Origin of the sequence: Paenibacillus sp. GCM10027628, from assembly GCF_042676385.1 — a bacterium.
Taxonomy (GTDB): Bacteria; Bacillota; Bacilli; order Paenibacillales; family NBRC-103111; genus Paenibacillus_E.
The window spans coordinates 194,124-212,868 of record NZ_JBHTHA010000002.1; the positions used below are offsets into that span (position 1 = coordinate 194,124).

The 18,745-nt window shown below is 48.4% G+C and carries 18 protein-coding genes; 3 read left to right on the top strand and 15 right to left on the bottom strand.

Annotated features, from left to right (window positions below):
- Positions 1–49 precede the first annotated feature (49 nt).
- The 7 genes from ACFQZT_RS02165 to ACFQZT_RS02195 form a co-directional block, all read right to left on the bottom strand.
- Positions 50–2,284 carry a transglutaminase TgpA family protein gene (locus tag ACFQZT_RS02165; protein ID WP_379296088.1) on the bottom strand — a complete coding sequence of 745 codons (2,235 nt, stop codon included), beginning with the start codon at positions 2,282–2,284 and terminating at the stop codon, positions 50–52.
- On the bottom strand, positions 2,277–3,572 hold the full coding sequence (locus ACFQZT_RS02170) for a DUF58 domain-containing protein (RefSeq protein ID WP_379296090.1): 1,296 nt from the start codon (positions 3,570–3,572) through the stop codon (positions 2,277–2,279). The genes ACFQZT_RS02165 and ACFQZT_RS02170 overlap by 8 nt, the downstream gene beginning before the upstream one ends.
- 4 nt (positions 3,573–3,576) lie before the next feature.
- The gene (locus ACFQZT_RS02175; protein WP_379296092.1) at positions 3,577–4,536 is read right to left on the bottom strand and encodes an AAA family ATPase; all 960 of its coding nucleotides are present in this window, start codon (positions 4,534–4,536) and stop codon (positions 3,577–3,579) included.
- A gap of 708 nt (positions 4,537–5,244) precedes the next feature.
- Positions 5,245–5,595, bottom strand: a complete 351-nt coding sequence (gene spoVAE / locus ACFQZT_RS02180) for a stage V sporulation protein AE (RefSeq protein ID WP_379296094.1) — start codon at positions 5,593–5,595, stop codon at positions 5,245–5,247.
- Entirely contained in the window at positions 5,592–6,611 is a 1,020-nt protein-coding gene (gene spoVAD, locus ACFQZT_RS02185) for a stage V sporulation protein AD (RefSeq protein ID WP_379296096.1), read from the bottom strand. Before spoVAD ends, spoVAE begins: the two co-directional genes overlap by 4 nt.
- A gap of 5 nt (positions 6,612–6,616) precedes the next feature.
- Positions 6,617–7,090: a stage V sporulation protein AC gene (gene spoVAC / locus ACFQZT_RS02190; RefSeq protein ID WP_379296098.1), complete on the bottom strand. Its 474-nt coding sequence runs from the start codon at positions 7,088–7,090 to the stop codon at positions 6,617–6,619.
- 11 nt (positions 7,091–7,101) lie between these two features.
- Complete coding sequence (locus ACFQZT_RS02195; protein ID WP_379296100.1) at positions 7,102–7,962, bottom strand: DUF421 domain-containing protein; 861 nt, start codon at positions 7,960–7,962, stop codon at positions 7,102–7,104.
- Positions 7,963–8,165: 203 nt separating this feature from the next.
- Here ACFQZT_RS02195 and ACFQZT_RS02200 point away from each other — a divergent pair, with 203 nt between their 5' ends.
- Positions 8,166–8,372 carry a DUF1657 domain-containing protein gene (locus ACFQZT_RS02200; RefSeq protein ID WP_379296102.1) on the top strand — a complete coding sequence of 69 codons (207 nt, stop codon included), beginning with the start codon at positions 8,166–8,168 and terminating at the stop codon, positions 8,370–8,372.
- Positions 8,373–8,539: 167 nt separating this feature from the next.
- Here ACFQZT_RS02200 and ACFQZT_RS02205 read toward each other — a convergent pair whose 3' ends face one another.
- The 3 genes from ACFQZT_RS02205 to ACFQZT_RS02215 all read right to left on the bottom strand — a co-directional run bounded on the left by ACFQZT_RS02205 (position 8,540) and on the right by ACFQZT_RS02215 (position 10,357).
- Positions 8,540–8,680, bottom strand: coding sequence for an N-acetylmuramoyl-L-alanine amidase (locus ACFQZT_RS02205; RefSeq protein WP_379296104.1), 141 nt, complete (start codon positions 8,678–8,680; stop codon positions 8,540–8,542).
- Positions 8,681–8,687: 7 nt separating this feature from the next.
- A complete protein-coding gene (locus ACFQZT_RS02210) occupies positions 8,688–9,446 on the bottom strand; it encodes a C1 family peptidase (RefSeq protein WP_379296106.1) in 759 nt (252 codons plus the stop codon).
- 473 nt (positions 9,447–9,919) lie between these two features.
- Positions 9,920–10,357, bottom strand: coding sequence for a MarR family winged helix-turn-helix transcriptional regulator (locus tag ACFQZT_RS02215; RefSeq protein WP_379296108.1), 438 nt, complete (start codon positions 10,355–10,357; stop codon positions 9,920–9,922).
- A gap of 141 nt (positions 10,358–10,498) precedes the next feature.
- On the opposite strand from ACFQZT_RS02215, the gene ACFQZT_RS02220 reads away from it, so the two are divergent.
- Both ACFQZT_RS02220 and ACFQZT_RS02225 read left to right on the top strand, forming a co-directional pair.
- Entirely contained in the window at positions 10,499–11,059 is a 561-nt protein-coding gene (locus ACFQZT_RS02220) for a nitroreductase family protein (protein WP_379296110.1), read from the top strand.
- Between the two features lie 240 nt (positions 11,060–11,299).
- Positions 11,300–12,622, top strand: a complete 1,323-nt coding sequence (locus tag ACFQZT_RS02225) for an LLM class flavin-dependent oxidoreductase (RefSeq protein ID WP_379296112.1) — start codon at positions 11,300–11,302, stop codon at positions 12,620–12,622.
- Between the two features lie 207 nt (positions 12,623–12,829).
- Here ACFQZT_RS02225 and ACFQZT_RS02230 read toward each other — a convergent pair whose 3' ends face one another.
- The 5 genes from ACFQZT_RS02230 to ACFQZT_RS02250 form a co-directional block, all read right to left on the bottom strand.
- A complete protein-coding gene (locus ACFQZT_RS02230) occupies positions 12,830–13,855 on the bottom strand; it encodes a glycoside hydrolase family 88/105 protein (RefSeq protein WP_379296114.1) in 1,026 nt (341 codons plus the stop codon).
- Between the two features lie 55 nt (positions 13,856–13,910).
- A complete protein-coding gene (locus ACFQZT_RS02235; RefSeq protein ID WP_379297905.1) occupies positions 13,911–14,735 on the bottom strand; it encodes a carbohydrate ABC transporter permease in 825 nt (274 codons plus the stop codon).
- A 34-nt stretch (positions 14,736–14,769) separates the two neighbouring features.
- Complete coding sequence (locus tag ACFQZT_RS02240) at positions 14,770–15,657, bottom strand: carbohydrate ABC transporter permease (protein WP_379296116.1); 888 nt, start codon at positions 15,655–15,657, stop codon at positions 14,770–14,772.
- 93 nt (positions 15,658–15,750) lie between these two features.
- A complete protein-coding gene (locus tag ACFQZT_RS02245; RefSeq protein WP_379296118.1) occupies positions 15,751–17,070 on the bottom strand; it encodes an ABC transporter substrate-binding protein in 1,320 nt (439 codons plus the stop codon).
- A 117-nt stretch (positions 17,071–17,187) separates the two neighbouring features.
- Positions 17,188–18,741: a response regulator transcription factor gene (locus tag ACFQZT_RS02250; protein ID WP_379296120.1), complete on the bottom strand. Its 1,554-nt coding sequence runs from the start codon at positions 18,739–18,741 to the stop codon at positions 17,188–17,190.
- Positions 18,742–18,745 lie beyond the last annotated feature (4 nt).

Below are 18,745 nucleotides of genomic sequence, written 5' to 3' on the forward strand. Positions count from 1 at the left end.
CTCCTCTCACAGGCAAAACCACCCCCTTGAACGTGAGTGGTTTGTGTGCCTATTTCATTTGTTCTTTTAGTTTGATAATCGATTGTGAAACCTGCAAATAATCCTGCTCCGTAGAGTTCGCTTGACTATACTTCGCGCGCTCGAAAAGCAAAAGAACCGTCTCCAGCTCTTGCTTCATCCACTTGCTTTGCACCGACCAGCGGATCGCAGCCTCGCGCATCGTTTCATGCTCAAGTCGTGTATAGCCTTTGCGTCTGCCCATGCGAAGCAGCTTTTCAAATTCAACAATAATTTTTTGGTTAAAATTAATGGCTTGCGCCTGCTTTCGGCGCATACGCCATGCTTGAAACGACACGCTTTTGAAAAGCAGAAGCAATCCAGCTGCAATAATAGCAAGAATGACGACTCCAGCTGCGCTTAACCACAACCACATGTAATTGGAGCCTGCATTCGTATCGGGTGTGCTAGTTACAGGTTCGCTATCCGTGGGAAGGTCAGTTGGCAGTACGGCCTCTTCCGGGAAAACATTAGGCAGTCTGAAGCCGGATGTAGGCTCGAATGAAATCCAACCATATCCGTCAAAATAAACTTCCACCCAAGAATGAGCATCGGAATTTCTGACGGTATAGGTTCCAGGCCCATTGGGATCGATGTCTTCACCAAATTGGCTTCTGACGCCAAAGTCCCTGATTTGTTCCGGAACCGGAGAAGTCCCAGACGAGTAACCTTTGACCCAACGGGCCGGGAGCCCTATGGATCGGGCCAGAACGGTCATTGACGTTGAGTAGTAATCGCAATAGCCTTGTTTAACTTCGAACAAGAAGCGATCTACAAAGTCCTTGCTCTTGCCTTTGCTTTCGTCTGGCGTATTTGTATAAGGATAGTGCTCGGACAAATATTTTTCGATCAGCCTTGCTTTGTCGTAAGAATTGGTGCCTGTTTTAGTGATGTCTATCGCCAATTGCTTAACGCGTTCAGGCAGTTCGGCGGGAAGCTGCAAATATTCGTTCCATTCCGGCTTCTGTGCGTAATCCGAAGTTACTTGCCGGAGTCCCGGCTCATCCAGAATCGGCTCTTGGGTAACGATTTTATAATCTTTGGGATAGTTGCTCTTTTCAATAAATCGCAATTCACTTTGCCTTGGAGCCCAAAGAAGTTGCTGATACGGGTTTTCACCCTTGTTGATCTCTTCAACCTTCTGAATAGCAAAGCCGCCGAAAAAGACGGGAAAGACCTCTTCCCGATTCATAACAATGCTCTGAGTCACTTCTTTCGTTTTCAGAAGCGAAACATTAAACCTGGGATCCGTCTGCAGGGAACTACTTCCATTAACCCGCGTTAATTGTACCTTCTTTTCCGTAGCGCTTAGCTCCCAGCCTTTCCCATCGTATAAGGATCTCGTTTCGCCGCGAAAGTAGGTACGTTTCGTCGTATCGACGGTCATCACCGGCGTATAGTCGTAACGGAACCCGCCGCCAAGCTTGCTGTCATCCCGGCTATAACCAGATGAAGCATCCCCTGTAGAGGCAGCTGTACTAATTCCTTTGCCAAGTAAAGGGACGGACTCCCCGCGGCTGACTTTCCAGGCTGTATAAGGATCCGTCAGAACGGGGTCAACCGTAGGCGCGATCGCACCAATAAAAAGAGTCATAATAACGATAAGTACAACCGGGATTCCAATAGATGCCGGATATTCAAGGATACTTTCCCAAATAACCGGCGCCTGCTGCTTCAATTGGGTAAAATGACGAAGCATGAGCAATGTGAAACCGCAAAACAGCACGACTGCCACTTGCTGCCACAAAAAAATGACGCTAAACGAATCGCGAATTGCGAAAAATAATACACTGACCAAAATTAATACAAAAATACGCAATTTGGATTGAACTGACCACATGGCGAACAAATAAATGATCCAAGCGGTTAAGCTGAACCAAATAAACGGGCTGATCTGACCAACGTTCAAATTCAGCCACTTTAAGACGTCTTTCCATGCATGAAGCTTGACGATCGTAAAATGATAACTGAAAGCAACGCCATGCATACTAATGATGAGTACAAGTTGAAGCACGGCTCGCCAAAATGGATGTAACCGCGGTATCAGATAGGTGAGAACGATAATCCCTAACGTTCCGCTTACAAGTGATACCGTCTCTGGAAGCCATAATCCGTCTTCCTTCTGAATCCACAACACAAATTGAAACAGAAACAATCCGGTGATAATCGCTGTCATACGCTGCGGCCAATCTGCAAGCAGCATTCTTTTCCATAAACGATCATGCATAGCGCTTCGCCCCTCCTAACAAGCTAGGAAGTTCAGCCAATTGACTAACCTCATAACCCATAATCCCTTGGGAACGAATTTGTTTGATCCAATTCTCCTGCAGGCTTGACGGTTCAGCGGTTTGTAACTTGAATGCGTCAGTTGCTGAGCCATGTATCCAAATATGACAAGGGTTCATCTGGAGATGCTCAAGGTGATGCAGCGCCTGCATCATGGCGGATCCCTTTTGCGGAGAAATCAGTACGAAGAAACAGCCGGCCGGTATTTGTCGGGAACGGTCTTTAATTACCTGGATTAGCGAATGGTATCCGTCCGCCTCCACGCCAACCAAGTGGTTCATAATATGTTTATGGTGGTGCTGGGTTTGCCTAGGCTCCATATAGGTAGCTTCCTTGCCGACAGACAGCAAGCCTAGAGCCAGATCGCGGCCGGACGCATACCTGAACAACGAAGCGGCAACTGACACGGCGAGCTCAAACTCGGCTGCGTCGCGATAAGCGCGACTCGTGCGATCGAGCAAGATAATCGTTTTCGGCAGCGATTCACGCTCAAATTCTTTCGATTTCCACGTACCTGTTTTCGCGGTTGCATTCCAGTGGATGCGAGACAAGCGATCCCCGTAAATATATTCGCGGACACCGTTAATTTGCGTCGTTTCTCGGTGCGCGCGCGTTGTCGTGGAGTGATGTTGCATGCCTTTTAACATTTGATGAAACTGAGCCCATTCCCCAATCACCACGGTCTGCGGATAAACTGTCACCTGCTCTTGCAGCTCTAAGCGACCCTTATGTTGAAAAAAGCCGAAGATGTCCTCCGTTAAACATTCCGTCGCACCAAATCGATACAGCCCTCTTCTTAGCGGTGGCGTGCTGTAATGCAGTTCGCCGCGGCGTTTCCAATCGGGAACAAGGGATCCCTCGAATACGGCTGACTCGCCGGTTTCACTGTTCAGTCGGATAAGCTGATCTTTAATCATGATGTAGGGAATCGGCCAAAACCCCGGAATTTGCACGCCAATACGAATCTGAAGGGATTGCCCCGCTTCAAGATTAGCCTCTTGTCCAACGTTCGTCAGCTTGCGTACGCCCATTGTGCGTTTGACCCCGCTCCAATGGCCGAGAAGCAGATATACGGACAAGAGAATGACGATCATGAACAGCATCGAAGCCAGCTTTCCTCCTTGAAACAAAAGGAAGAAAAGACTGCCTGTCACACAGGAAACAAGTACCCACAAAGCTGCCGGAAACCGGGGGCGTTCCCCAAATCGCTTCGAAACCGGTCGATTCATGGGCTCACTTCTCCAATCGTACCGGCACTCTCACCTGTTCAAAAATAGATGCCAGAACAGAGGTGACGGTTGCTCCGTCCATACGAGCTTCAGAATGAAGAATCATTCGATGGCCGAGGACATACGGAGCCAGATATTTAATATCATCAGGAATAACATAATCCCTTCCGTTCATCAACGCATAGGCTTTGGCGGCTAGTACAAGCGAGAGCGTCGCTCTCGGACTGGCTCCAAGGAATACGTATTTATGATCCCGTGTTTTTCGTGAGATCGCAACCAGATAGTCGGCAACAGCTTCATCCATATGTACGCTGCGGACTTGATCTTGAATCTGCAGCACTTGATCCGTAGTCATAACTGCATGCAGAGACTCTATCGGATGTGCTTTACTCTGGGTGGCTATCATTTGCTTCTCAGCAGCTTCATTCGGATACCCGAGACTTAGCTTGATCATAAATCGGTCCAGCTGCGCTTCCGGCAGCGTATAAGTGCCTTCGAAATCAATCGGGTTCTGCGTAGCGAGCATAAGGAAAGGAGAAGGCAGCTCGTGTAAATCGCCATCTACCGTGATATGCTGCTCCTCCATCGCTTCCAGCAAGGCGGATTGTGTTTTGGTCGTAGCCCGGTTAATCTCATCCACAAGCAAAATATTCGTCATAATGGGTCCGGAGCGGAACAGAAATTTCTCTTCTTTAGGATGATATATGGAAACACCAGTAATATCGGAAGGCAATAAATCAGGATTACATTGAATACGGCGAAATTGGCCGTCAATGGAACGCGCCAGCGCCTTGATAAGCACCGTTTTACCCGTACCCGGCACATCCTCCAACAAAATATGCCCGCCGGCCAGCATCGCGGTGAGCAACAATTCGATCTCGGGACTCTTGCCAAGAATGCAGGATTCCAAATTCGCTTTCAACTTCGCTAGCACTTCCACGTGATGTTGGGTGGCAGTTTCCATGTCTGATCCTCCTCGAGTTTATGTAGGCAAAGCATTCATCGAAAGCGTTTGCCGTAGAAGCTGAAAACCATCGCTATGAGTCGTTATCCTTAGAAAATACAGGTAAACCAGCGTAAATCTAGTTTACAGGAAAGTATTTAGTCCGTATACTTGTAATTTCTCTAAAATTATTTGTAAAAAATAACCATCTAGTCCACTGCTCTAAGCAGTCGGACTGCTTTAAAAGATTTGCCTAGCATTTCATACCATATTTGACCTAAATATAGGCCGTTTGGTTCAATTGCTGTTAGGGAAAAATGGGGGTTGGACGCAGAGAAGGCCGACGTCCAACAGATTAGCGAATATGGGTCGTTATTAGCGCACCTTTTGGACGCAAATTGTTTGGAGACATGCTCCAAACAGGTCTCGAACGAACAAAAGTCTTTAATGAGAGAACCATGTTCGCTATTTATGGTCATTCGTTCTTTAATCGACTCCTAGATGGGGATTCCTCAACTTTTAGCGTCTCTGAGGACTCTATTAGAGAACATTCGTTCTAATTTTGCCCCCTGATCAGTCGTCCCTTCTAATACGAGAATTAGTTTGGCAGCACCACACATACATATCTGGTTGCAAATCTGCATCTTACCTAATTTCCTATACAACAAATGAAAAGTGTCCAAGCCGGTTATCAACAACCTGCTTGGACACTTTTCATTTACAAGAGAGTCACCCCTTGGGCTTGACGACTACCGCGGCCAAGAACGAAAAAATGATCGCTGCCGATATGCCGGCGCTCGTCACTTTAAAGATACCGGTTATGATACCGATATAACCGTCTTTTTGCAGTTCCTCGAGCGCGCCGTGCACAAGCGCGTTGCCAAAGCTTGTAATTGGCACCGTCGCTCCGGCACCGGCAAATTCGATAAACGGATCGTAAAGGCCGCAGCCGTCCGCAATAGCGCCAAGAACAACGAGGGTGCTCATCGTGTGAGCAGGGGGCAGCTTACCAACATCCATAAGAAGCTGACCGAATACGCAAATTGCGCCGCCAATGAGAAAAGCCCATACAAAATTCATGCGTATAACCCTCCAGATTCAATTGAAACTGCATGTGCAATGCAAGGAATGCTCTCGCCTTGTTGGAACGAAAGCGGCGACAATAGCGCCCCCGTCGCGACCACAAGGATACGTTTCAATTCCCCGCTTTTGATCCGTTTCAGCAAATGGGCGTATGTGACGGTTGCCGAACACGCACAGCCGCTTCCGCCTGCTTGAACGGCTTGTTTGTCCACATCATATATAATTAAGCCGCAATCCATATATTGGGTCTGTTCAATAGGGAATTGATGCTTCTTAAACAGCTCATTCGCAATACTGTAGCCTACTGTGGCGAGATCCCCTGTCACGATCAGGTCATAATAACCAGGCTCCCTGCCTAAGTCCCGGCAGTGAGCCTGGATAGTGTCTACGGCCGCCGGTGCCATGGCGGCCCCCATATTGAAAGGATCCTTGATCCCCATATCAACGATCCGCCCGATAGTAGCTGAGGTGACGACCGGGCCGTCACCCGAACTTCCAAGTACGGCGACGCCTGCGCCGGTCACCGTGTATTGCGCCGTCGGCGGCTTCTGCGAGCCGTATTCCGTCGGATAACGGAACTGCTTCTCCGCCGTGCAGTTATGGCTGCAAGTGCCGCTCATCGCGTAGCGAGCGGCTCTGGAATCAATCAGCTGCGCGGCGATCGCAAGCCCTTCCATCGACGTCGAGCAGGCGCCAAAGACGCCGAGATAGGGCATGTTCAGCGTGCGCGCAGCAAACGTATTCGAGATGATCTGATTCATCAGATCGCCTCCTATATAAAACTGCACCTGACCGCCGGTAAGTCCGGCGTTGTCCAGCGCGCGCTGCGCGGCTTCTTCGAGCAGCGCCTTCTCCGCCTTCTCCCAGGTCTTCTGGCCAACGGTCAGATCACCGTGCACAATATCGAAATCCTCGCTGATGGGACCCTGCCCCTCATCAGGTCCTACCACAGTCCCCGTCGCCAGAATTACGGGCCGATTTTTAAAGATCCAGCTTTGATGTCCCTTCAGCATGCGCCTTAGCTCCCCCCCATAAAAATCAGATGCACGATGCCGACGACAAAAGCGGCAACCGTTCCAAAGACGATCACAGACCCTGCGAGCTTAAACATATTACCCCCGACCCCAAGGACAAGTCCTTCGGCACGGTGTTCGATTGCGGCAGAACATAATGAGTTGGCAAACCCGGTTACAGGAACGGCTGAACCTGCCCCGGCCCATTGAGCGATTTTATCGTAAACACCGAAGCTGGTAAGGATAACTGAGATAAAAATCAGCACAGCAACCGTCGGATTTCCCGCCGTTTTCTCTGAAAAGCCAAACCATTTGATGAACCCTTGCATGAGACATTCACCGATCAAGCAAATAAAACCACCAACCAGAAAAGCGCGAATGCAGTTTTGCAGAACCGGCCTTTTAGGTTCCTTGGCCTTGGCCAGCTTCTGGTATTCCTGCTGTGTCATCGTCATGTTTTTCTTCTTATTGTTGGCCATACTTTTGCCTCCTAGGTTCTCAGAATCGTTTCGAGCTCGCTTATGATCTTCTTCATCTTCTCAGAACACTCGGTATACATCTGTTTCGCTGCGGGGTGACGTGTGGTTAGGGCGAACAGTTCCAGATCCGCTTCACTTTTTTTCAAAATGGACAGCAGCAACGGCTTCCTGCTCGGTTCCGGCACTTTGAGCTTATCGTCGTATAAATCGACCGTTAACTCCCCATGTGTATCGACTTGTCCGAGAAATACATTTTCTTTGGTTACCCCTATCTTATCCAGCTCCATATGAAGCCATCCTCTGCTTTTGCCGGCGGTAGCCAGAGGCTCATCTTGAATGACACCATCCATAATAACCGCTTGGGCAGGCTTGTCCACGACAAGTTTCATACCGATATGCTTCGGCGTTAGCGGCTGATTTTCACTTTTAAGCAGCACGCTCACATCACCGCTCGGTTCCAGCATGGCGAACTCAACATCAGCCACTTTGAACACGCTTTTGGTACGCAGCTGCTCCAGTAGCTCGTCCACGGTATAACGTTCTTTTTTAAGATTGTCTTCGAGAATTTTCCCGTCTTTGATGAAAACAGTGCTTTTGCCTTCAAACCACACGCGCAGCGTTTTGCTTTTCAGCGTCACCAATTCCAGTAGCAAAGGCACAAAAAACCAGACGGCTATCGCAATAATTCCATGTCCATAGTTGCTTTCCACATCGGTCGAAATAACCCCGGCCAAGTCTCCAAGCGTAATCCCGACGACATATTCGAAAAAGGTGAGTTGAGATATTTGTTTTTTTCCAAGAATCCTCGTTAACACAAACAGCGTAATTAGCGTTACTAAGGATCTGACGATAATATGTAACCAATCCGGCACTCGTTTTCCCTCCCTAAGGCTTTAAGTACAAAGTTGACCAATGCCAATGTAAGTTCGTCATATCTTTTTCGAATCGCTCCGAACAAAGTCATTATGTGCGTTTTGAAGGGCAACTATCATCATTTTCAAGTGGATTTATTTGGCAATTATGGAGATCGAAAGAACGGGAATATTAAAAATCGTCCATAAGGAGGTGATCATCTATGACTGTAGCATCTCAAGTAAAATCAACACTCGCTTCTTTAAAAAGCGCTCAAGCAAGCCTGGAAAGCTTCGCGCTCAGCACGCAAAATCAAGAAGCTAAACATCTTTTTGAAAATGCGGCTACTGCGACCCAACAAATCGTAGATCAAGTGTCCTCCCGCGTTCAACAACTGGAAACTGAAGAGCCGCAATACAAAGGCTTTTAAGCAAAAATGAAAAACAGCCTGCTGCGAAACTCATCGCATCGGGCTGTTTGCCTTTTATACCCATAATAATAAAATCAGGCTTAGCAGCACAAATAAAACCAAAACTAGCAGTGTCAGATTTTCTTTTGGCATTACAGCCGCCTCTCAATCTTAAGTTGTTGTCGTTGTTACTCCTCCGGCTGCCCGGAAGCTTTTCGCAGTTCGTTCGCCAGTCGGTGAAACTCAGCTCTCGCTTCAGGATCCTGTGTCGCATTGTAAGCTGCAGATAAAAAAGCAATGATCTTATTCGCATCTTCTGCGCTTAGCATCGGTTCATCACCTCCCGGTCCAATAGTCAAAGGTTAGCCCAGAGTTCTTGAAAAATGAATATGGCAAGTAGCAATAACCGTTATCCCCCCAAGCTTTGCCCCATGAATTACGCACGATGACCGTTCCTTGTCCCTTTTGCTTACCGTCTTTATACCCGACCGCCAGCAGCGCATGACCGCCAAGCAATTGTTCCTTTTTCCGGTTCGGATAAGGAATTCGCCCTGTCCTGGATGCTTGCGGACCCTCGAATGACTCGTAAATCCAGATTCCGAACACGACAGGTTGGCCATCGGCTAGTGCTGCCTTAATTCCCGCTAGATCATGAATGCGGTGGTAGGCATGGATGCGGTACGCACCGGCAGTAGATTCGGCGGAAATATCGGGCTTCGTTTTAAAATTCGCTACCTGGTAGGGCCACTCGGATTCAGTACAAACGCCGATCTTCTGGAGCACCTTCATACCGTCGCGGACGGTTGCCCCAGAATCCCGGTTCACCGAGCTTTCCAATTCACGCTCGTGCCAATAGTGGAACAATCGCGACAACCGTGTCGTAGACCGCGACTCTTGGCGGAGCCAATACTCACGCAACCCGCTGACGATGGCATTGGACGTGCAGGAACCCAAATTGCCTTGGTTTACGATTGGGGAAAGCTTATCACGCAAATCGATCGTACGGGGTAATTGCGATTCGCGTATATAATTGGCACTTCGATAATAGAGATCGCGAAAGTCACGTTGATCGCGCTTCACCGTATATTTTCTCATGGTGTTCCTCCCTAAAACGTATGCATGGTGCTTTTCTGGACTACACTATTGTATTCACCCATGGGCAGGAGCGTGCGAAGGAAGAGGGAAAGTTGCGGAATGTGAAAAAGCGTGTCTCCCTCGATAGGAAAAACACGCTTTCTTGAATTTGTAAATATTTCGAAGTCATTTTCGCCGTAGTAAACCGCTCTATGACTTAATTTTCTACTTGAAGTGTGACAGCCTCTTTTGTGCAAATAAGTAAAACAAGGTCAAGGAAATAGCCGGGCTGGACTCATCCTTGTCCGGCTATCTGTAATTTCCGCTCCCTGGTTACCACCTTTCCCGCGCGCCAGCGAATTAAGGCGAACTGCAACGATGGTTTCCACCGTTGCAGTAGTAGGATCAACATCGTAGCGTAGCCGCAACGATGTTTTACATCGCTGTGCGGGAGAGTTCCCGCGCGCCAGCGAAAGATCAACCTCTATATGCGGTTAAAGATGCGCTTTTATTTTGATAAAAAGCTCTGAGAGAGTCGTCTGCTCTTCAGAAGTTAATGCTTGGGTAATACGCTGGACGAAACAATCGCAATGCTGCGGAAAATGCGCCATCAATTGATGCGCTTTCTCTGTTGGAGAAATAACAAAGCTTCTGCGGTCGCAAGGATCAAGTTTGCGTTCGATGTAGCTTTTCTGCTCAAGGCTGTCCAGCAGCCGTGTCAACGTGCTAAGTGATACTGCAGGAATTTGCTGCGCAATTTCTTTAACGACAATGGGCCCCCGCAGCCGAAGCACATAGAGCACATTGAATTCATGCCGGGAGAGATCGGCGCTGCACGCAAAGCTGTATTGATATTGCTGCAAGGACTGCCCCATCGTGATGAGGAATTCTCTAATGATTTCAGCTTGCTGTTGTTCTGTTCGCAGCGACATAAGGACAGCCCTTTCTTTCCCTTGTTTGAATTCCAAATTACTAGAAGTTGTTGGATAAGTCAATGGGGAAAGTCGAAAGTTCATCTTCATCAACTGATATGATAGAATACGTGAAAGAAGACTTGGAGAGGAATGTCTATTATGATAAAAGTGCTGGACATATTGAAGCAGCGTAGAGCTGTACGAAACTACGAACCACGAGAAGTGGAAGATAGCAAATTAACAACGCTGCTAGAAGCGGCCGTATGGGCGCCTAATGATCGTCTGCGGGAACCATGGCATTTTTACGTCATTCGCGGTGCCGCCAAAACCAGATACGAGCAGTTAGCACGGCAATTTCTTGAAGAACGCTTTCCGACTAAGCCCCATCTGGTGAAAGAATCGCTCCTTGTACTCGAGAACACACCGCTTGTCATCGTCGTTACGGCTGATGTCATTCCCGGTGACGATGCTTCCTCAGAGGACAATGAGTATGCCGCAGCATGCGCCATTCATTCCATGTGGATCACTGCTCAGGAACTTGGCCTGGGTTTGGTATGGCGAACTCGCGGCATCGGTCTGGTTCGTGACGAAAGGCTTCATCAATTCCTTGGTGCTCCGGAAAACAAAAAAATTATCGGAACTGTATTCGTGGGATACCCGTCGGCTGAAACGCCCGCAACCAACCGAACATCTTATCAGGACAAAACGACTTATTTGTGAAAAATACGACGCTTCCCTGGATCCAACTTCAGGAATACGTCAATCACCTTGACATGCAATAAAAGCGATGATACCATCTTTTTATACCCGATTGGGATTATTGGAATTATCGAATATGAACCTCTACCGGTTAACCGGAGACATACCTTCACTGTGCTTTAGCACTTTGAAGCTATGTCTTTTTTCTTTTATATGCATCCATTTGACCCTTGTGAGGTGATCCACATCGCTGCAACCCCTATGCATAAACAAATGCATCTCAATATTTTCTTAACAGGTGTAGGGCATCATGAAGCCGCATGGCGCCATCCAAGCTCGGATAGCAGCCAAGTTCATCAATTTGCTTATTATGAAAAGATTGCCCGGAAAGCGGAAGCCGCTAAGCTGGATTCCATTTTTATCGCGGATCGCTACTCGACGACACCTGACGCAGTCCAATATGGTGCGCTCGGCGGTTTCGAGCCTCTTACACTCCTCTCCGCACTTGCTGTGGTGACGAGCCGAATCGGGCTTATCGCCACCGTATCGACCAGTTTTGATGAGCCCTTTCACGTGGCCCGCCGATTCGCTTCTCTGGATCATTTGAGCCAAGGACGAGCCGGCTGGAATATCATCACCTCAGGGACGGATAGCGAAGCACAAAATTTCAGCTTCGAACATATTCCTGCACACTTCGAGCGGTATGAACGCGCTCAGGAATTCGTTGACGTGGCCGTGAAACTTTGGGAAAGCTGGGACGAAGACGCTCTGGTTCGCGATCAACAGGCCGGCCTATATGCGGATCGCAGCAAGGTGCACGAGCTGCACCATCGCGGAAAGCATTTCTCGGTGCGCGGCCCGCTCAATATCGCGCGATCCCCGCAAGGCAGGCCTGTGCTTGTACAGGCGGGTTCCTCCGAAGACGGCCGCGCGTTTGCTGCGCAATGGGCGGAGGCCATCTTTACGGCGCAACAGACATTAGGCGATGCGCAGGCATTCTACGCTGATATGAAGTCACGCGTGCGTTCGTATGATCGTGCGCCCGAGCAGGTGATCATATTGCCGGGCATCTGCCCGATTATCGGTCGAACGGAATCGGAAGCGAAGGAAAAGGAAGCCGAGCTGCAGGAGCTGACGAACCCGGCGTACAGCCTCCTCCAGCTGTCGAACCGCATCGGCTACGACTTAAGCGGCTACCCGCTGGACGAACCGCTCCCGGCGCTGCCGGAGGCGAGCCAAATCGCGGGCCATCAAAGCCGAACGCAGCTCATTCAGAAGCTCGCCGGCCGCGAAAAGCTGACGATACGGCAGCTGCTCCTCCGCTTAGCCGGCGGGCGTGGGCATCGAACGATTACCGGAACCGCCCGGCAAATCGCCGATGAGCTCGAAGCCTGGTTCGTGGGAGGCGCAGCCGACGGCTTCAACATCATGCCGCAGCTGATGAGCGAAGGGCTTGACGACTTTGTGGAACAAGTCGTACCTGAACTGCAGCGGCGCGGGCTGTTCCGCACCGAATATGGAGGAACGACGCTTCGGGATCATTATGGGCTGACGAAGCAACACGATAAAGGTTCGCAAGCTTGAGAGTACCTGAAAACCTCTCGTTAACAGCTTCAATTTTCAAGTTCCAAAATAAATCCTCATTACCCACAAAACAATATCTTGAAAGGTTTCCAATATCTCAAACAGACAGGTCTAAGTCAGAAATCGACTCAAACCTGTCTGCTCGGGTTTATTATTAATTCAAATAGAGGGACAAATCTGAATTCCGTCGTCATCGCTCTCGACTCCCTACCAATCTTTGCGATTTAATAAGGATGACAAGAATGTAAGCCCGAGTCCTTGTCCCCATCCTTGAATTCGCTTATACGGAACGCCTTTGTATCCGTTGATATCCCGCATGACCGCGGTACCCGCCGATACATGCGTAACGGTACCGTCTTCCGTGATTCGCGAGAGAATGCCTTGAATCGATTTATTCGTGTATTTGTTATAGAGTGCGCCTACGCTCAACAATGCGGCCGCAATGCCTGCTGAGCCGGACGTCTCCAGATAGGAATCAGGATCCGTCAGTACGGTGTGCCACAGCCCGCTCTCATCCTGCAAACGAACAAGAGCGCTTAACTGATCGCGGAGCGAGCCTTCCAATATCATAAAGGAAGGGTGCGTCACGTGGACTAGCGTGAGCGCGCGGGCCATCGTGATGGCCGCCCATGAATTGCCGCGGGCCCAGAAGATGCCCGACATGTGATTTTGCGCCAAATGATCCCAACCATGGTAGTACAAATTCGTCGCAGGATCCTGCAAATAATTCTCATGTCCGTGATACTGTTTTAACCCGTCTTCGAAATAATCTTCACGGCTTAGCATGGAACCGATGCGCAGCAGGAAGTATCCGGCCATGAACATCGTATCCACCCAAGCCTGCTGGGGGAAGTTATACGTCTCGGAGTTGACCGTATGCTGGAAAATCCCTTCGCCGAAACGCTCCGCGTCATGCTTGAGAAACTCCGCCATCTGCGTGGCGATTTCGATGTATCGCTCATCGCCTGTCGTTTTGTACAGCGTCAAAAGCGAATGACCGATGGAGATTCCATTGACGGACAGTTTTGGCAAACCATCCTCCAGTTTCTCATCCACCCATTCCTTCAACAGATGAAGATACTCCTCATTGCCTGTCGCTTCGTAAGCTTCCGTCACGCCGTAAAAGGCTACGCCCCCCGGCCAATCCCAATTAAAGTCCATGCGAAACGTCCGCCGGACGACGCGATCTATGAGTTGACGAATTTCTTCCGGATCAAATTGTATGGCTGGCATTTCATTAATTCCTCCCTGTGGCTGATTATTTTCTTTTCCATCCATCATGGCTGCACTATCCCTTCAAACCGCTGGTGCTGATCCCTTCCACGATATACTTTTGAAATAAAAGAAAGACAATAAATATAGGAACAAGAGACAGTGTCGACATCGCGAACATACCGCCCCAGTTATTCACAGATTCGCTATCCAGAAACAGCTTGAGCGCCAAAGAAACCGGGTATAATTTAGGATCATTCAAATAAAGCAGCGGTGTGTAGAAATCGTCCCATCTCCAGTAAAAAGAGAAAATGGCGGATGTCACTAACGCCGGAACAATCAAAGGCACTATAATTTTGAAGAAAATGCTGTACTTCGAGCAGCCATCCATCTTAGCGGCCTCATCCAGCTCGGCAGGAATCGTCCGAATAAACTGCATGATGAGGAAGATGAAAAATGGGATCCCGAAAAATTGCGGGACGATAATGGGTTTAAAAGTGGACAACCAGCCGAATTTTGCAAATAAGACATACTGGGAAATAATCGTAACGTCCTGCGGCAGCAAGAGCGTTAACATGACGGCTGAGAACCAGAGCTTGCTTCCGGCAAAGCGGATGCGCGCGAATCCGTAAGCTACCAGGGCAGATGAAGCAACCGCTCCGATCGTAGAAATAATGACGATGATAAATGAATTTTTCATAAATGTTGTGAAGGTCGTGCCGGCGAAGCCTTTCCAACCTGAAAGGTAATTTCCCCACTCCAGGCGGCTTGGAATCAAACTTGTAGCTGTCGTATAAATCTCTTCATTGGGTTTCAGAGAACTCGCAACCAACCATAAGATCGGATAGATTGCAGCAACGGCTATGACGCAAACAATCAGATGGTACAGCATCGACTTCATATTTTTTACTCGTATGACCATGTCCGATCTCCTCCTAGCTTTCGTAATGAACCCAGTATTTGGATGTTTTGAAAATGACCAGTGTAATGATTCCGATCAAGAGCAGCATGAGCCACGCCATCGCGGACGCATAGCCCATTTCAAAAAATACGAAAGCGCGATGGAACAAATAAAGCGAATATAACAGCGTATTGTTCAGCGGTCCACCCTCTCCATTGGATATGATATAAGCCGGCGTGAAGGTCAGAAATCCGGAGATGGTTTGCAAAATCAAGTTAAACAAAATGATTGGACTTAACAGTGGAAGCGTTATGTTAAAAAATTTGTTCAGCGGCCCCGCTCCATCCACGCTCGCCGCTTCGTAATATGAGGCCGGAATATTCTTAAGCCCTGCGAGGAAGATGAGCATGGACGAACCGAACTGCCACACTGACAACAGCACCAAGGTGCCGAGCGCCGTCGCCGGATAGCCGATCCATGACGTGTGCGTTTCGATCCCGATCGCGCCAAGGAGCGCGTTGATGAGCCCTTTGTCTCCAAAAATTTGCCGCCACATAATGGACACGGCCACGCTGCCGCCAATCAAGGAAGGCAAATAATAGGTCGCCCGGTACAAGCCAATGCCACGAGCAACTCTGTTCAGCAGTATGGCAACAAGCAAAGCGATGATGAGCCGCATAGGAACCGATGTCAGCACATAAATCAGCGTGACGCGAATGGAATCCATAATCTTGTTATCATCGGTGAACATCTTCTCATAGTTAGCCAAACCGACCCAACGCGGAGCAGAAAGCAGATCATACTCTGTGAAAGAGAAGTATAAGGATGATAGCATCGGAAATAGAGTAAAAATCAGAAATCCTAAAACAAATGGCGAGATAAACACATATCCGACTATGTGATTATTTTCACGTAGTTTCATAGTTTCACTCCCTGTCTGTGTCCATTTCTGTATATGTGAAGGGCGACTCATCGGCCGCCCTCCTGCTTCAACCTTAGCGAATCGTAGATTACGCTATTTCTCATTTTTGGCCAGGATGGCATTCGCACCATTTTGAAATTTGGCTGCAGCTTCTTCGATGGAAATTTTATTATATAAAATTTGTTCCTGCATATCTTTAAGCAGCTTGCTCACTTCCGCTGCGCCCGTAGGATCCGGCGGTTCCATGGTACTGCTGTTTTGCTCGGCCCAGGCAACATATTCATAGACTTGCTGTTCTTCCGGGCGGAGTGTCGGTTTCAATCCTTCTTTCACTTTGCTCGAGATCGGAATCCCCCGGTCCCCTTTAATTAATTTGTTCGCCTCCAAATCATTGATGAACCAGGAGATGAATTTGGCCGCCTCTTCTTTCTGCTTCGAGCTCTTCGGAATCGAAAACAACATCGTTGGTTTCAAATAAAGCCCCTGCTTCTGGTTCGGGCCAGGCGGTCCCGTGATTTGCAATGATTTTCTGGACGCTTGCTGCAGTGTGACGAATTGATTCGACCAGGCCATCGTCATAAAGCCGTCGCCCAAGGCGATTGGATTCTCTTCAGGCGTTAATTTCGATAATACTTCTTTATCCCAGGATCGCATGTAACCGGCGTCATACCATTTTTTGTACATCTTGTAATAGTCGATAAAGTATTCAGGATCCGTATAACCAAGACTAGTACCGTCGCTGCTAAAATAATGCTGACCTTGCGTCCGTAAATAATAGGGAAAAAATTGATCGAACCGAAGGTGATCCAACACTTTGCCCTGCTGTTTCATTTTCTCATTGATTTGCTCCAAAACCGACCAATTCCAATTGCGGTCTATGGATGGAATGCCCACTTGCTTCATCAGTTCGGCATCATAAATGGTGCCTAAAGCATTGATACCAAGAGGAATCCCGTACAGCTTGCCGTCTACTCGTCCGGTATTGATCGTATCCGATGTGGCGGCGCTGATGTCCAAAACTCCGCTTTTCGCAAGCGGCGTTAAATCTTCCAGCAGCTCTTTGCTGCCATATTGGCCCAAATACGAAATGTCCATTTGAATAATATCCGGAAGCTGGTTAGCCGCCGCTTGCGGAGCCAGCTTTTTCCAATAATCATCAAATCCCGCATATTCCGTGTCGATTTTCACATGAGGATGTTCCTGTTGATACCGTTCGATCAATTTTAATGTGTAATCGTGTCTAACCTGGCCTCCCCACCAAGCGATCCGAAGCTTGACATCTCCTTGCTTCGTCTCAGCTGTCGTCCTAGGTGTCACTGTTTCACCTGACATTAAGTGCACAGCGCTGCTGCAGCCGGTCAGGGCCAGAAGCAGTGCCGCCGAGAGCAAAAAAGGCAACGGTTTGCGTTTCATAGATAGCTTCCTCCCTATGAGTCACTCATGCTCTACAATTCCTATTATCTGCTTGTAACGGTTAAAGATGAATGCAATAAACCGCGATAAATGTTCAAAAAACAGTGAAGTGCGGCCTCACAGGGTTAGTTTCTTGTACTCCGAAGGCGCACAGCCGGCTATTTTTTTAAACACTTGACTGAAATATTGCGGGTTGTCCCCAAAACCGAATTGTTCCGCTAATTCAAATACTTTCACATCATCCTGATGCTTGATGAGTTCCATCGCCTTCGTGACTCTGACCGTGACCACGTAGTTAGAAAACCGCTCACCAGTTTCTTTCTTGAAAAGCTTGCCGAGGTAGTCCGGGTTCATATAAAGCATCTGATGCGCGACCCAGTTAAGCGAAAGCTCCGGATTGCCGACTTGCTCGTCTACAATATCGATTACCTTCTGGATAATCGCCGAATGCTTCTTTTTATTTTGTTGAAAATTCAAACTTGTGATCTCTTGCGCCGTTCTTTTCAAATAGGCCTTGCCCGATTGCATGGTATCCATTTGCGTCAGTTGAACTAATTGCCCCATATACATGTTCATCTGCTCTTCCGCGCACAGCCGGGTCATGGACATATAAAGTTGAAGCACATAGGTTTTCGTTGCCTGAATACCCAGTCTTGAGCCCGCCAATTGTTCATAGAAAGCATCGATTTCATGCTCCGCTTCCTGCCAGTTTCCGGCCCGTATCGGGAATACAATCCGATTTTCGTCATAAACGAAATCACCATCCAGTGCCGCAGATGCATCCGAAATATCGCGAGCCATAATAAGCCCGCCTTCTCCCAGGTAAAAGCGATGCCCTAAACAGTCAAGCGCTTGCGCATATAAACGCCTGGCCTCAACGATATCTCCGGCTTCGCTTAATGCGATGGTCGTGTCTATTTTGTAATATAGAGCGAATATGCGCTGAATCTCACTGATCTGCCCTTGCAACCGCTCCAAATCATCATAATCCTCGATGACGATGAGCACTTGCTCGGAGACGGTCGAACTTAGAAGCGGTTGATCCAGCATATCCTCCGCAATATTTTTCACGGCAAAAAGATGTTCGTACTCGAACTTGCCCTCAAGCTGGAAAAGAAGCAGCCTTACGTGCTTATGAATAGCCCGAAGACCAAAAAGATCCTGATAATAGTCCCAATCGCGGCCGCCGTAAGACTTATTGGTAACAAACTCTTTGAGGAACTGCTCTTTGACATGAGGAAGCATTTTGCTCATATTCGTTTTCATCGATTGAATAAAAGCCTCTTTGCCGGCTTCCAGTTGAAACTCGGCAACGAGCTCGCCGAGTGCGCTGAGGATGCTGTTCTCATTGCACGGTTTCAATAAATAGTGCTTCACGCCGTGCTGCATGGCGATTTGGGCATACTCGAACTCATCAAACCCGGAAAGCATAATAAACCGGATCTGCGGATGGGTTTCTTTCACTTTAGCGACAAGTCCCAAACCATCCATTCCCGGCATACGGATATCGCTAATAATAATGTCCGGAGCATGTTCACAAACAAAAGCATACGCCTCGACGCCATTCCGCGCCGTCCCCATTAACACGGTATCGACCGATTGCCAATCGACAATGGATGAAATTCCTTCCAGAATCATACGTTCATCATCAACAAGAAGCACATTATACATTCGC

Excerpts from the sequence above, each read along its gene's own strand:
- ACFQZT_RS02165 (WP_379296088.1), bottom strand. The coding sequence starts at position 2,284 with ATGCATGATCGTTTATGGAAAAGAATGCTGCTTGCAGATTGGCCGCAG.
- ACFQZT_RS02170 (WP_379296090.1), bottom strand. The coding sequence starts at position 3,572 with ATGAATCGACCGGTTTCGAAGCGATTTGGGGAACGCCCCCGGTTTCCG.
- ACFQZT_RS02175 (WP_379296092.1), bottom strand. The coding sequence starts at position 4,536 with ATGGAAACTGCCACCCAACATCACGTGGAAGTGCTAGCGAAGTTGAAA.
- spoVAE (WP_379296094.1), bottom strand. The coding sequence starts at position 5,595 with ATGAATTTTGTATGGGCTTTTCTCATTGGCGGCGCAATTTGCGTATTC.
- spoVAD (WP_379296096.1), bottom strand. The coding sequence starts at position 6,611 with ATGCTGAAGGGACATCAAAGCTGGATCTTTAAAAATCGGCCCGTAATT.
- spoVAC (WP_379296098.1), bottom strand. The coding sequence starts at position 7,090 with ATGGCCAACAATAAGAAGAAAAACATGACGATGACACAGCAGGAATAC.
- ACFQZT_RS02200 (WP_379296102.1), top strand. The coding sequence starts at position 8,166 with ATGACTGTAGCATCTCAAGTAAAATCAACACTCGCTTCTTTAAAAAGC.
- ACFQZT_RS02205 (WP_379296104.1), bottom strand. The coding sequence starts at position 8,680 with ATGCTAAGCGCAGAAGATGCGAATAAGATCATTGCTTTTTTATCTGCA.
- ACFQZT_RS02210 (WP_379296106.1), bottom strand. The coding sequence starts at position 9,446 with ATGAGAAAATATACGGTGAAGCGCGATCAACGTGACTTTCGCGATCTC.
- ACFQZT_RS02215 (WP_379296108.1), bottom strand. The coding sequence starts at position 10,357 with ATGTCGCTGCGAACAGAACAACAGCAAGCTGAAATCATTAGAGAATTC.
- ACFQZT_RS02220 (WP_379296110.1), top strand. The coding sequence starts at position 10,499 with ATGATAAAAGTGCTGGACATATTGAAGCAGCGTAGAGCTGTACGAAAC.
- ACFQZT_RS02225 (WP_379296112.1), top strand. The coding sequence starts at position 11,300 with ATGCATAAACAAATGCATCTCAATATTTTCTTAACAGGTGTAGGGCAT.
- ACFQZT_RS02230 (WP_379296114.1), bottom strand. The coding sequence starts at position 13,855 with ATGCCAGCCATACAATTTGATCCGGAAGAAATTCGTCAACTCATAGAT.
- ACFQZT_RS02235 (WP_379297905.1), bottom strand. The coding sequence starts at position 14,735 with ATGAAGTCGATGCTGTACCATCTGATTGTTTGCGTCATAGCCGTTGCT.
- ACFQZT_RS02240 (WP_379296116.1), bottom strand. The coding sequence starts at position 15,657 with ATGAAACTACGTGAAAATAATCACATAGTCGGATATGTGTTTATCTCG.
- ACFQZT_RS02245 (WP_379296118.1), bottom strand. The coding sequence starts at position 17,070 with ATGAAACGCAAACCGTTGCCTTTTTTGCTCTCGGCGGCACTGCTTCTG.
- ACFQZT_RS02250 (WP_379296120.1), bottom strand. The coding sequence starts at position 18,741 with ATGTATAATGTGCTTCTTGTTGATGATGAACGTATGATTCTGGAAGGA.